Below are 14,226 nucleotides of genomic sequence, written 5' to 3'. Positions count from 1 at the left end.
TTTACCCAGATCTATTGCCCTTACCTACCCAAATATTATTTTTATTTATTCCACGCTGAGTTTTGAGTAAGCCATTTAGCAGAATAGTCAGGTTGATTGAACAATTTCACCATAAAAGCTTCTATGGTCATTTCTTCCATTGTTTTATTTTTGCTTTTTAAAAATGCGACAAAACCCTCGTTCAAATATCTTCCGGTTTTAAGCGGAAAGTCAAAGAGAGCGGGAACTACCGTTTTACATCCCGGGTTGTCGTATTTTTTTTTGCACGTACCCTCATCCTGCGAAAGATAAATACGGCAGGCCATAGGTCGCACCGAATATACCGAACAGGAGTTATCCACCAAAAAAGGACAGGCATGTATGATTTGCTGCTTTTTTTCTTCGCTCAGATTTTTAGTTTTGGCTAACTTCTTTTCTGCTCTATCCTGTATGTTTTTAATTTGTGCGGGTTCAAAAGCATTTAAAATATACTCGTACAATAACAAAGCCTCTTGCGTAGTGATATACACAGGCTGAAAGCAGCACCAGCTACATCCCTTTTTGCAGGCTATGGGTTTATTTTGCCGATGGGTGCGCTGTCCAAACGATTGTGTTAAAATGCTGATGGCCGTGTACAGCTCCTGCATAGCCTTAAACAAAGGAGTCAGACTACTAAAATCAGTAATTCGGGTGGCAGCTATCGTGTAACCATCCCTGTAAAAAGACAGGTTATTTTCCTTCTCATTGTTTCCTCTTGCGCAATTGTCTTCGTCCAACATGTTAATACATTTAAGCTACACTGTGTATGAGCAGCCTGCCAAGATACTTTTATTTTGACAATTAACATCAATTAAGCACATTCAGTATTTATATGCACACCAGTTCCTGCTTTCCTGGGTTGGCGGCCTTTCATGGATAAGGCTATCCAAAAATTTACCAAACATTTTTTCGTCACGCTTCTTTAAGGCTTCGTTATATTCCTCAATGGCTTTTTGCAGCTTCGAAAATATAATTTTGGCATCTATCTGTTTAAAATCACTTATATTTATATTTTTTAACGATGAATAAGAGTGATTTTGACCGGTAACTTCATTCAACTGATGCAGTAATGCATCCCGTTTATTAATTAACAACTTTAATTTTCGCGCCCATTTCTCCATTGCTTTCATTTTTGAAATTAGAAAGTTAATGTACAAATATCCTTAAACAAAGGAAAGGGGGTAAGCAAAAAATAATGCATTATTTTTATTTCAGGTAAAATTAAACTTGTGTTTTATAAAGGCGCAATTAAAAGTATCTTTACCTCCTCATCGCAGAGCAATTTTATTATGAAGTTTGATGACTACTCCATTACGGCTGGCATAAAAACCAGTTTGGCTAAATTAGGATACCGCCGACCTACCGATATACAATTTAAATCTATTCCGCCTATATTAAAAGGCGAAGATGTGTTGGCCATTGCACAAACCGGAACAGGTAAAACAGCTGCTTTTGCCATCCCGGTAATCCATCAGCTACACACGCGCAAAACAAAGCGCAGGGCCGACGGAATAAAGTGTTTGGTAATGGTACCCACACGTGAGTTAGCAATACAGATACATAAAGTATTCGAAACCATTGGTAAACATACCAGCGTAAAGTCGTTTTGTGTTTTTGGTGGTGTTGAAGAGGGCCCCCAGATAGCCAAACTCGAAAAAGGTGTTGATATACTCATTGCTACACCCGGCAGAATGTTTGACTTGGCAAGTCGCGGTTTTATTAAACTGCACCGTACCGAGATATTAATTTTAGACGAGGCCGACCACATGCTCGACCTGGGCTTTATTAAAGACATAAGGGATCTGATGAGCTATTTGCCTAAAAAAAGACAAACCCTGTTTTTTTCGGCCACTATTAATGATGTGATAAAAAAATTAGCCTACTCATTGGTTAGCAACGCCATACGCATACAGGTATCGCCCAAAGATCCGGTTGCGCGTAATATAGACCATTCAGTTACTTTTATCGAAATGGACGATAAGCGCTTTTTTCTGGAGCGATTGATAAAAGAAAACCCGGAGAGCAAAATATTGGTATTTGTACGCACCAAGGTGCGGTGTGAGCGGGTAGAAAAGGCAATGGAAAGAGTTGGCATACCGGCCAAATCGTTGCATGGTGGCATGCAACAGGACGAACGCAATAAAGTGTTCGATTTGTTTCGCAAAGGGGAAGTAAAAGTATTGATTGCTACTGATGTAAGTGCACGCGGCATAGATATTCCGCTGGTGGAGTTTGTGGTTAACTATGATTTGCCCGACTTATCTGAAAATTATGTGCACCGTGTTGGCCGAACCGGACGCGCCAAAGAGAAAGGACAAGCAGTAACATTTTGCAGCGAAGAAGAAAAGAAAATGTTAACAGAAATTGAAGGTTTTCTGGGGCAGCCCATTAAAAGATTGGAGATAGACAAAGACGATTATTCACAAACAATTGACTTTTCGGCCGAAAGCCATGCCGATTGGAAAACCTTAATCAACGAACACGACGACATGCTTATACATTCCAAATCATCTAAGCGAAAAAAGAAAAAGACCAAATAATGCACTAAATAATTGATAATTAATGTTTGCATTAAGGCATGTGATTTTTTTTTATATTTTTGGACTTATACAAATTTCAAATCGAAATAAATCAAATATTTAACAATTAATCAATAAAATATTTTAAGTATGAAAAAAGTTGCTGTTGGAGTAGATATAGGTGGAACCAACACTACCATCGGACTTATAGATGAAGTAGGTAAAGTGATTGCCAAAGGAGGTATTAAAACACCCGCCCATGGAGATATTGAAAAATACATGGATGATTTGGCAGAGGCTATCCGTGAAATGACAGCCCTGACCAGCGAGGTGCTTTCCGTACAGGGGATAGGTGTAGGGGCACCCAACGGTAACTACTATAGCGGAACCATTGATTACGCGCCAAACTTATCGTTTAAAGGTATCATACCTTTTGTTGCATTACTAAAAAAGCGTTTTCCTGAATTTGATCATATCGCACTGACTAACGATGCCAATGCGGCAACCATTGGTGAAATGATTTATGGTGGAGCCAAAGGAATGAAAAACTTTGTTATGTACACGCTTGGAACGGGAGTGGGAAGTGGCATTGTAGTGAATGGCGATTTGGTATATGGACATGATGGATTTGCCGGAGAGTGCGGCCATACCACCCTGATACCCAACGGCAGACCATGTGGATGCGGTGCACTGGGTCATCTGGAGGCGTATTGTTCGGCACCGGGAATGAAAAGAACTGCATTTGAGCTTATGGCCAAATACAACGCTGTTGATTCAAAATTAGCCGATAAATCATTTCTGGAACTGGATTCGAAGATGATCTATGATGCTGCCGTAGCAGGTGATAAAGTTGCACTGGAAGTATTTGAACTTACCGGAAAATATTTAGGACAAGGTTTGGCCGATACGGTTCACCACTTAAGTCCGGAAGCCATCTTCTTATTTGGCGGGCCTACAGCCGCAGGTGATCTTATTTTTAAACCAACGCAGCAAAGCATGGAGGAGCATTTATTGCCTATTTTTAAGGATAAAATCAAGATACTACCATCGGAATTAGATAGTGGCAATGCAGCCATCATAGGTGCCAGTGCCCTGGTATATAAAGAAATGGAGAAATAAAGAATGGTTAATGGCTGGTGGCGAATTATAATAGCCACCGGCCATCTATCGTCCAGTATAAGAACTACACCTTGTTGTATGTCGTTATTTTAAAAAAACACAGCTTCAAATACTGTTAATGGTACGCTTCGTTTTACATTTAAATTTAAAACACAGCCAGTTGGCATAGTGTCCATCCGTAATAATTGCTGCTTTTCTTTTACATCGAATAAATCCTTTGTTGTTCATCACATTTTAGTAATTTATCTTAATTTGATGTCCCCACCATCTGCCATTAATTTTTGCCCAGTCATATATTGGCTATCTTCACTTAATAAAAAAGCTATAATTGGTGCAACATCTTTTTCCGGGTCTCCAAAACGTTGCATAGGATTTTTACTGATAATTTCTTCATACTGTTCCGGAAAATTCTCTTTCCAATGCTTAACACCTTCTGTAAACGCTAACGGACAAACAACATTTACCCGGATTCCATCTGCAGCCCACTCATTCGCTGCTACACGAGACAATCCTCTAATGGCTTCTTTTGTTGCAGCATAACTTCCTTGATTTTTTTGATCCAACAGCCCAGCCCCAAAACCAAAGTTTACAATAGAACCTTTGTTTTTTTGCAACTCCGGATAGGCAGCTTTCATAAAGTTTAACGTTCCTTTTAAATCGAATAATTTGCTTGTTTTCATAATATTGGTTCTTAACGACCTACAACATTAGACTACTCATACTTTTCCTTCAAGAGTTTTTGCAGCTTATACATCTCATCCCGGTATTGTGCAGCGGTAATAAAGTCCAAATCCTTAGAAGCTTTTTGCATTGTTTTTTTTGCCTTTGCAATGGCTTTCTCTAAAGCATCGCGACTCATATACTGCACAACAGGATCAGCTGCAAAATCTATCCCTTCCGGTTCGATGTAGGCTTTCTCATCCGCCTGCCCTTTGGATAAGATATTTGTTTGTTTTTTGTGAATCTGTTCCGGTGTAATACCATGCTCCTGATTGTATTTCAATTGCTTCTCGCGCCGGTGGTTGGTCGAGTCAATGGTTTTTTGCATCGATTGGGTTATTTTATCGGCATACATAATCACCAAGCCGTTTATGTTACGGGCAGCACGCCCCGCTGTTTGGGTAAGAGATCGTTCCGAACGCAAAAACCCTTCTTTATCGGCATCTAAAATAGCCACCAACGACACTTCAGGCAAATCAAGTCCTTCACGTAAGAGGTTTACACCCACCAGCACCGAAAACACCCCTTTGCGCAGGTTTTCCATAATTTCTACCCTTGTTAGTGTATCTACATCCGAGTGGATATATTCGCAGGCAATATTCAGCTTTTGCAGATAGGCCGAAAGCTCTTCTGCCATTCTTTTGGTGAGCGTAGTAACCAGCACCCTTTCATTACGTTCTATACGTTTACGTATCTCTTCCAAAAGATTATCGATTTGATTAAGGCTGGGACGTACATCAATAACCGGATCCAACAGCCCCGTAGGCCGGATTACCTGCTCCACGATTACCCCTTCACTCTTTTCTATCTCGTAATCGGCCGGTGTAGCCGAAACATAAATGGCGGTTTTAACGATATCCTCAAACTCTTCAAATTTTAAAGGACGGTTATCCATGGCAGCCGGCAAACGGAATCCATGCTCTACCAGGGTTTCTTTTCGTGATTTATCGCCACCATACATAGCCCTTATCTGCGGTATGGTAACATGGCTTTCGTCTATTACCATAATAAAATCGTCGGGAAAATAATCCAACAAGCAAAAAGGACGTGTGCCCGGATTTCGTCCGTCAAAGTACCGCGAATAATTTTCTATACCGGGGCAATACCCCAGCTCCCTAATCATTTCTAAATCGTAGTTTACACGTTCCTCAATACGCTTGGCCTCTAAGGGCTTGCCAATATCCTTTAAGTATTGCACATGCTCCATCATATCATCCTGAATCATCCTTATTGCCAATTGGGTACGCTCTTTTGTGGTCACAAACAAATTGGCAGGATATATCCTTATGTCGTCTCTTTGCGAAATGGAGGTGCCGTTCACAGGATCAAATATAGTGATGTCTTCTATCTCATCGCCCCAAAAGCCAATGCGGTATGCATCGTCGGCATAGGCCGGATAAATCTCAACGTTATCACCTTTTACCCTAAAGTTACCTCTGCTAAATTCCACTTCATTTCGTGAGTACAAGCTATCTACTAAGAGCCTTAAAAGCTGGTTTCGGCCAATATTTTGCCCCCGCTTTAAGCTCACTACATTGGCATGAAAATCTTCGGGATTGCCGATACCGTACAAACACGAAACGGACGAAACTACAATTACATCCTTTCGTCCGGAAAGCAGGGACGAGCTGGTACTTAGCCTCAGCTTTTCTATTTCTTCATTGATGGATAAATCCTTTTCGATGTAGGTATCCGTAACAGGCAGGTAAGCTTCGGGCTGGTAGTAATCATAGTACGAAACAAAATACTCGACTGCATTATTGGGAAAGAAGTTTTTAAACTCACCATACAACTGCGCAGCCAGCGTTTTGTTGTGGCTAAGCACCAAAGTGGGGCGCTGCACCCTTTCAATCACATTGGCTACAGTAAATGTTTTTCCCGAACCGGTAACCCCAAGGAGCGTTTGGTGCGGCACACGGTCGTTTATACCCCGTGCAAGTTGATCGATAGCTCCCGGTTGATCGCCGGTAGGTACAAAGTCGGATATAATTTTCAAATCCATAAGAAAACGTAATGGTGTCAAATACAAAAGTAAGGAATAATAAACTATTTGCTTTACAATGCTCCACTGCCCAATAATAAAAAAAGCTCCCGTGGGGAGCTTTTTTTATGTTATTATCGTTTATACCGTCTTGATTTGGTCCTCTTTTTAGGTCGACGATATTTCTTAGTTGATTTTTTGAATAAACTTCGGGTTTTTAAGTAAGCTTTCCGGTTGTATTTAGGTGAGTTCTTCCATTGACTGTCGTCGAACAGGTAAGTAATTCCTACTGTTGCGACATAAAAAAAGTCATTCCCATCGGTCTGATGAATGTTTCCGGCACGGTCGTCCCATTCTTTATGAGCATCCAGTTCGTCGTTAAAGGCTGCTGTACCAATTACTTCAGCCGTTAAACTCACCCGGTTGTTCATGTAATAATTAAGTCCTGCACCAAAGGAAACACCAGGTGCAATACCACTTCGTTCGCGCCATATCTCTCCATCGGGCTTAAAACTCCCGGGACCGTTATATTCCGTAGCATTGTATTGTATTAACGTGAGCTGACCAATAAGGTATGGATTAAAAAAGCGCTGTTTAAATAATCCATAGGCGTAATCCAAGGGCCTGAAGGTGGCACCCACACCAAATTGAATGAAGGTATTTTCGAAAGTAGCATAAGGCAAGGTACTTCCTTCATTTATTTGGGTTCCCTTCATGGAACCATAATTTAAGTCGACGCGCGCGTTGAGGTAGGAGGTATACTCCCTCTCGGCAGCAACACCAAAAACATAGTTTGTCCGGGACTCTGAAACCAAGTCGCCAAAAAACATGTTTATCCCGGCTTTAGGTTGAATTTTAAAACCTTCAAGAAACTTATTCCTCTTTTTTCTGTATTGCGACGAGGCAGAGAAAGAAAGAGATAGTATGAAGCAGGCTAACACTGCCCTAAAAACGTACTGTTGCATTTAAATTAGTTTGTTGACAGGTTTAATACGTGTAAAAATGCCAAAAAGTTTAATAAAAGCGAAATCTTTTCATTAGTATTTAAAATAAGCCGTACTCTTGAGCTAATAGAATAACAAAATTAGTGGTAAAATGAGTTATAAAAATCATCCTACCACTAAATGCGATACGTACCTCACCCTCATGTTTTGCCAGCATGGAGCAAATTAATTAGAAACGAGATACTAATGGCGCAAAAATAAAATATAAAATTGGTCTTGCACCACTATTGTGGGTTTTTTTAAAGTATTTTACTCGAAGGCCCTAAATTAATTGAGGAAAATATAAACTATATATTTCAAATTGATTTTTCGGAGCCCATTATTGCAAGAGAAGTTTAAGGTTTTCGATGTTTTTAAGATTATCCACTTTTTTACCGGTAGGGGTATAGCATAATTCTATTTCGTTGTGGAACATTTCTGCCACCTTATCTCGCACCATTTTCATCGTACTGTTAATTAATTTATTTTGTTCTGAAAATGGTTCCGATGCTATAGCAAAAGTGGAGGGCAGCCATCGCTGTGGAAATAAGGTGGATAATTTTCCCCCAGCTTTAAAAACACCCAACTCCTGATCAATCATTGTAATTATTTGAGCATGCGTATACTGCTTTAACAGACCTTTTACTTTCTCAATATTGGGTACCACAATGGCCGTGGTGTAAGCATTTTGATTGTTGTAAAGCATTATCTGGTCTATCAGTTCGCAATGATCTACAATGGCTTCCTCTATACCCTCAGGACTGTACTTTTCTCCGTCGGAACCTATCAGCAAGCTTTTAAACCGACCTTTTACGTACAGATAGTTATCCTTATCGAGATAACCTAAATCCCCGGTAAAAAGCCATCCGTCTTTAATCGTTTCTTTGGTGGCTTCCGGATTTCTCCAATAACCGTGCATCACATTTTCGCCTTTAACTACAATTTCACCTGTTTGTCCTGCACTTAAAGCTACTCCGTTATTGTCGCATATTTTTATTTGCAGATGGTTGACTACTTTTCCTGACGACCCTAATTTGTGGTAACGGGGGGTATTGGCCGATATAATAGGTGAAGCTTCGCTTAAGCCATAACCTTGATACATAGGTAGGCCAATGGCATAAAAAAACTGTTGCAAATCTAAATCCAACAACGCTCCGCCACCGATAAAAAACCTGAGGTTACCTCCAAATCCTATTTTTATCTTACTGAAAATCAACTTTTCGAATAGGGCTATCAGCGGTTTTGCGATCCATTTAATACCACGCCCCTTATTGTTTCCGGTTCCGTTATACCAATAGCTTACTGCCAGTGCCCACCTGAACATGTGCTGTGTAGCTTTACCTTTTTGCGCAATCCCCTTTTCAATGTTCTTTTTAAAATTTTTGGCCATAGCCGGAACACTCATAAGCACGTGGGGCTGGATTTCTTTAATATTGTTACTAAAATTTTTCAGGGTTTCCAATTGCGTTGCGCCCACCTGTACCGAAGCTATACTGGCACCGGTATCCATAAAAGAATACAAGGCCGCCGTATGTGCAAAAGCATGATCCCATGGCAAAACAACTAAGGTACGGTAATAAGCAGGTATGTCGATATAGCTGAAAGCCTGTTCTATATTAGCCGTATAGTTTCGCTGGGTAAGCATAATACCTTTGGGTTGTGCCGTGGTGCCCGAAGTATAGGTGATGGTGGCAATATCGCCGGGCTTGACCTGACCGCTTAGCGTCTTGTAGGCCAGCGCATCTTCCGCGATGATTTCCTTCCCGGTGTCAATAATCTGTTGGATGTCCAATTCATCTTCGTGAAGAACTGTATTGGGTTTAAACACAATAATTTTATCCAGCTGCGACAGGTTCTCTTTTATCTTTCGTACTTTGGGCAGTTGGTTTTGCGATGTGATAATATAACTGCTTTCGGAATGTTGTAAACGAAAAATCAAATCGTTATCCGCTTCTAACTTTGTAGAAAGTGGCACCGTGATGGCCCTGTTGCTCAATACAGCCAGCTCGCTTATCAGCCATAGGTTACGCCCCTCAGAAAGCAAAGCTACTCTTTGCTCCGGCTTGATGCCATATGCTCGCAAACCCAGCGCCAAATACTGCACTGTTGAAAGTGCTTCGGAGTAAGTGGTGGGCTTAAAGGTTGGGCCATCTTTCTCCCAAAGCAAGGTATTATTGGGGTATTGCGCAACTTTCTTGGTGAAAAAACTAATGATAGACTCCATTAAAAAATATTTTTTATCTGAATCGAAATATGCTCCGATCCTGAAAACTTATTGTACCAGATCCTATTTTTATATACGAACAAGTCTGTGAGAAATGCCGGTTGCTTAGCATAGCTGTAAGCAGAATCTTTGTTAATTAAACCATATAATTACCGCACTAAAAGCCGTTTGCTGCGTCATTATATATGTTTTAGCACGCGATTGCCAACAATCTTCAACATGATCGGATAGTATTAAGCCAAACCGTAAAAAGCAGGTACCTGCACAAAATAACCATCTGTATAAAACGGAGTAAAAATACTATTTATTTTAAAGGCTGCAATAAGATGGCCGGGCTCGGATTAATGAACCATTATATCGTCCGTAAAGTAGTGGTTAAATAAGTAGTGATCAAATACAAAGTCCGGTCAATTCAGATGCCTTTCAAAAAAACCGAATTGTAAGTTATGGCAATAATCGGATCTTTATCTGTTAACAGCTACCGCTGCAAGCCACTCCAATTCGCTGTTAAATAATCACCCTTAATCCATTACCGATTTGATTTTAATTATTGTAATTTCACCTCTCTAATTTTAATCGTCCAACTTTTGAAACCTATTACTACCTGTATCCTTATTTTGTTGTGGGGCATTGCTTTGCCTGCACAATACAAAGGTGTTGTGGTAGGACCCGTTGGTTTGCCTATTGAGGCAGTACAGATAAAAAATGTAAACACCGGAAAGGGTGCCGTGTCCGACAGCTCGGGGGTGTTTTTTATAAAGGCGGATGATGGAGATTTTATTGAGTTTAAGCATTTGAATTATGTAACTCTTTGTGTCCCCCTTATCACTTCCGGTTTGGATACGGTTATTTTACAATCTAAAGATTTTCCAATAGCAGAAATTAACGTGTCCACCCGGGCACACGAGGGATACGATAATATGGGTGCGATAGGAATAAAAAGAGTTCCGGCTTTTATGGGTGAGCAGGATGTGCTAAAATATTTGAGTACTTTGCCTGGTGTTACTTCGCTTGGGATGTTGGATGCAGGTATTTACGTAAGGGGAGGAAATAGTTCACAGAATGCTTATTTGGTCAATGGCATTCAACTGGCCGATCCGCAGCACATAGCCGGCATTATGTCCACCTTTGATCCCTACATCCTTAACCATTCCCGATTTTACAAGTCCGGTTACCCTTCTAAATATAACGGTTATCTATCGTCCTACATTGATATGCAGCCGGTAAATTATATGAGCCAGGATTTTACGGGCGAAATAACCCTGGGCTTGCTGGCTTCCTCGGCCAAGGCCAGAGTGAAATACGGCAAAAGGAAAAAATCGCTATTTGCCATCAGCTATCGGCATTCGTATTTTCAGTTATTGGCCAGGGGATATAACAGAAACAAAGAGGTAAACGAACAATTGCCTTCCTACACCTTTAACGATTTAAACATGGCTTTTTCTGTGCCGGTAAAAAAAGATTGGAAAGCTTCTTTTTTTGGGCTCTTCACCTCTGATGATCTCCCCATGAAATTAAACCCGGATTTTAGCTACGGACTTAATTGGGGCACATTTTCCAGTATATTGTCGTTTAGCGGATCTGTGGGCAAGGGTTCGAGCGCACTCTTTTCCGTTGGGCACAACCGTTACACCTCAGATGTAGAATTGGGAGCTACCGTCAATTCATCAACCATTAATAAAACAGCGCAGTGGAACGTAAATACAGAATTTAAGTCTGCCCTATCCTCGGTACTCGAATTGAATTACGGGCTGAATACCTCCTTTAAGAATTATAGCTACAACCAGGAGATTGAAAGCCTAAGCCAAAATGCGTTCTCCAATCATTTGATATTTGCTTTTGCCGAAAGCCAATGGCGACTACGTAAAAAATTTAAGTTCACCTGGGGGCTCAACGCATCTACTTATCTTAATACCGGTTCCCCGGTATTTGTATCGCCGCGATTAAAGTTCCATTACGATCATAAGCGTGTATCTGCATGGTTCGATTATGCCCACTCCTTGCAATTTGAGGAACGCATGAATGTATTCACCATTCAGAGTCCGGTAGATATCTGGCTACCGGTAAAAAATCAAATACCAAGCCGCAGCCATCATATTTCAATAGGATCGCAATGGCGCATGCGTACTACTGCTAATATCAGTTTTGGTGCTTTTTATAAAAAATTGGAATCGATTAAGGAATTTGAAACGTTTAACAGAAATAATTTGAGCCAGAGCATTGGTAAAATGATGTCGGGTGAGGGAAAATCGCTGGGTGCTGAGCTTGATTTGATTTATAACACCGGCGCATTGTATTCAAGGTTAAACTATACCTTATCGCATGTAAAAACCCGGTTTAAGAACATAAACCAAGGGCGCAACTTCAATCCTCCCTACGATGTGCGTCATAACGTACTGTGGAATGCCTCAATAAAAATAAACCCGCAGATAAACCTGAATACCATGTGGACCTATAAATCAGGGCGAAGTGCCACTGTGCCGGCTGGTGTTGCCGTAGTAAAAGATATTGCCGGCGTAAGTGCAGAGTTCATACCTGTTTTTAAGGATAGGCACAACTATAAAATGCCGGCAACACATCGTTTAGATATTAACGTAGAATATCTGCAACACATGCGCATCCATACCTTAAAGTTCAATATGGGAGCCTATAATCTATATAATCAGCAAAACCCTAGCTTTGTGTTTGTGCAGTCGGAGTTTAAAGATGATTATTTTTTGCAGTTTAAAATAAATTCAAAGGTTATATTTCCGTTTATGCCTTATATTTCGGTAAGCTATGTGTTTTCAGGAGATAATAGGCAGGAAGACCGGTAGATAAGCGATGCGTAAATTTGGTGCTTTTCCGGAACAGGGTGTCATCTAAAAACACAATTACCTATAATTACATGAGCTAAACATCCAATTTTAATGAAACGTATTATTTACCTATCCATTCTATTAGCTATACTTTTGCCAGCTTGTGTCGAAAACAGAGAGTTGTCCTTCAACGGTCTGCACACGGAGCCGGGTTATTTTATAGAGTGCTATCTGATACCGGGCGATATATATCGGCTTTCGGCCACCAAGCTGCAACCCTTGTACGAAGATTATATATTAGATTATTCGCTGGAGCTAAAGGTTAAAATTGATACCCTATTGCTTGAGCATGGATTGTATAAGCAAGAACACACCCAATATCTGTATAACTACACACATCCTTACCACTTTATGCCTGCCCAAAACGCATTAATAGAGTTGATGCTGATTACCTTGGAAAATGATACCGTACTCGCCTCCACAACGGTGCCTGCCAAAGTAAATATTTTAAATCCCCGAAAGGATAATAATGAAATAAGTTTTGATTTTACCTTATCACCCCAATCAATACACAACTATTATATGCTTAACATCAGCTTACAACAAGCGGATACCGTATACAGAAAAAATCGATTTTTAGATTATGGTCATTTAAATACAAAAGATACGGTGACTTTTAGTTATGATATTAGCCACTATGGTGATAGCGAAAAAATCAGCGTGGTTCTACGTAGGATCACCAAGGCCAATTACGATTACCAGATATCGCTTCAAAATGCCAAGGATGCTAATCGCGATAACCTTGTTTTGCCATCGCCACTGGCCGGAAACCTAAAAAATGCTACCGGTATATTTACATGTTTTACCTGCGATAGTGTAGTATGGCGAAATTAATACGCTGAAAACTGTTGCGGTGGCTTTGTTTCATGAAAGTTAAGCCAACATCTATAACAAATAATCATTAACTTGCATCATTGAATAAAAAGGCATATTTAACGAGTGCTGAAGGGACGGACAACTTATTCCTAAGCTTAGCACAATACTATCCAATCCAACAAAGAACAGATATCTATATCGAGATGAAAAAAAACCTTACTCTCCTGATCTTAAATAGTGTAACATTGGTTTTTGCCCTTGTAATGAATTACCTGTCGGGCACAACTGTTTTTGGCTCTAAAAATGTTGGCGAAATAAGCGACATGCTCCCAAACCTTTTTACCCCGGCGGGTTATGCCTTTGCTATCTGGGGGCTTATTTATCTAATGCTCGTTGCTTTTGTAATAAACTTATGGGTGTCGTGGTATCGCGAAAAGGAAAATACAACGCTTCTACAAATCGGATTTTTATTTTCACTCGCTAATATGGCCAATGGGTTTTGGGTTTTTGCCTGGCTCAACCTGTACATTGGTTTTTCGGTTGTTTTAATGCTTGTCATTCTTGGTTCATTGATAGCATTGACCTTCAGGCTACAACTCGAAACAGGGGATACCCCGAAGCGCATCATCGCTTTGGTATGGTGGCCCATTACCATTTATCTTGGTTGGATTATAGTGGCTACCGTGGCCAACATCACTGCCCTGTTGGTTAGTCTTGGATGGAATGGTGGGAGCTTTGAACCCCTTACCTGGACGATTGTGATGATTGTCATTGCCACATTAATCTATTTGTTGCTTATTTACCTTCGTAACATGCCAGAAACTGCTTTAGTAGGGATATGGGCACTTATTGCCATTGCAGTAAAACAATGGAGCCAGCAACCGGGTATAGTTTGGGCAGCGCTTATTGCGTCTGCCGTGCTTTTCATTGTAATTGTAATGCGTGCCATCACTCGTTTCAAAAAATAAATATAAACACATACAGTCAA

At 40.4% G+C, this 14,226-nt stretch carries 11 protein-coding genes; 5 read left to right on the top strand and 6 right to left on the bottom strand.

Features of this window, described 5'->3' with window-relative positions; all coding sequences use genetic code 11:
• Positions 1–41: 41 nt before the first annotated feature.
• Positions 42–758, bottom strand: a complete 717-nt coding sequence (locus tag FN809_RS05725) for a YkgJ family cysteine cluster protein (RefSeq protein WP_142532534.1) — start codon at positions 756–758, stop codon at positions 42–44.
• Positions 759–839: 81 nt separating this feature from the next.
• Positions 840–1,139: a hypothetical protein gene (locus FN809_RS05720; RefSeq protein ID WP_142532533.1), complete on the bottom strand. Its 300-nt coding sequence runs from the start codon at positions 1,137–1,139 to the stop codon at positions 840–842.
• A 108-nt stretch (positions 1,140–1,247) separates the two neighbouring features.
• Between FN809_RS05720 and FN809_RS05715 the strand changes: the two genes are divergently transcribed.
• Positions 1,248–2,558: a DEAD/DEAH box helicase gene (locus FN809_RS05715; protein ID WP_246095475.1), complete on the top strand. Its 1,311-nt coding sequence runs from the start codon at positions 1,248–1,250 to the stop codon at positions 2,556–2,558.
• Positions 2,559–2,687: 129 nt separating this feature from the next.
• The gene (locus FN809_RS05710; RefSeq protein ID WP_142532532.1) at positions 2,688–3,656 is read left to right on the top strand and encodes an ROK family protein; all 969 of its coding nucleotides are present in this window, start codon (positions 2,688–2,690) and stop codon (positions 3,654–3,656) included.
• Positions 3,657–3,898: 242 nt separating this feature from the next.
• On the opposite strand, the gene FN809_RS05705 is transcribed toward FN809_RS05710, so the two are convergent.
• From FN809_RS05705 to FN809_RS05690, 4 genes are all read right to left on the bottom strand, one after another.
• Positions 3,899–4,336 (bottom strand): SDR family NAD(P)-dependent oxidoreductase, encoded by a 438-nt coding sequence (locus FN809_RS05705; RefSeq protein WP_221929372.1) that lies wholly within the window; start codon positions 4,334–4,336, stop codon positions 3,899–3,901.
• A gap of 32 nt (positions 4,337–4,368) precedes the next feature.
• Positions 4,369–6,378 (bottom strand): excinuclease ABC subunit UvrB, encoded by a 2,010-nt coding sequence (uvrB, locus tag FN809_RS05700; RefSeq protein WP_142532531.1) that lies wholly within the window; start codon positions 6,376–6,378, stop codon positions 4,369–4,371.
• Positions 6,379–6,491: 113 nt separating this feature from the next.
• Complete coding sequence (locus tag FN809_RS05695; protein WP_142532530.1) at positions 6,492–7,322, bottom strand: outer membrane beta-barrel protein; 831 nt, start codon at positions 7,320–7,322, stop codon at positions 6,492–6,494.
• A gap of 358 nt (positions 7,323–7,680) precedes the next feature.
• The gene (locus tag FN809_RS05690) at positions 7,681–9,564 is read right to left on the bottom strand and encodes an AMP-dependent synthetase/ligase (RefSeq protein ID WP_142532529.1); all 1,884 of its coding nucleotides are present in this window, start codon (positions 9,562–9,564) and stop codon (positions 7,681–7,683) included.
• A 587-nt stretch (positions 9,565–10,151) separates the two neighbouring features.
• On the opposite strand from FN809_RS05690, the gene FN809_RS05685 reads away from it, so the two are divergent.
• The 3 genes from FN809_RS05685 (at position 10,152) to FN809_RS05675 (ending at position 14,206) form a co-directional block, all read left to right on the top strand.
• Positions 10,152–12,380 (top strand): TonB-dependent receptor plug domain-containing protein, encoded by a 2,229-nt coding sequence (locus FN809_RS05685; RefSeq protein ID WP_142532528.1) that lies wholly within the window; start codon positions 10,152–10,154, stop codon positions 12,378–12,380.
• Positions 12,381–12,473: 93 nt separating this feature from the next.
• A complete protein-coding gene (locus FN809_RS05680; protein WP_142532527.1) occupies positions 12,474–13,256 on the top strand; it encodes a DUF4249 family protein in 783 nt (260 codons plus the stop codon).
• 185 nt (positions 13,257–13,441) lie between these two features.
• Positions 13,442–14,206 carry a hypothetical protein gene (locus FN809_RS05675; RefSeq protein WP_142532526.1) on the top strand — a complete coding sequence of 255 codons (765 nt, stop codon included), beginning with the start codon at positions 13,442–13,444 and terminating at the stop codon, positions 14,204–14,206.
• Positions 14,207–14,226 lie beyond the last annotated feature (20 nt).

Origin of the sequence: Saccharicrinis carchari (assembly GCF_900182605.1) — a bacterium.
In the GTDB taxonomy this organism is placed as follows: domain Bacteria; phylum Bacteroidota; class Bacteroidia; order Bacteroidales; family Marinilabiliaceae; genus Saccharicrinis; species Saccharicrinis carchari.
The sequence above is the reverse complement of the archived record's forward strand: the minus strand, read 5'-3'. Positions and strand labels throughout refer to the sequence as shown.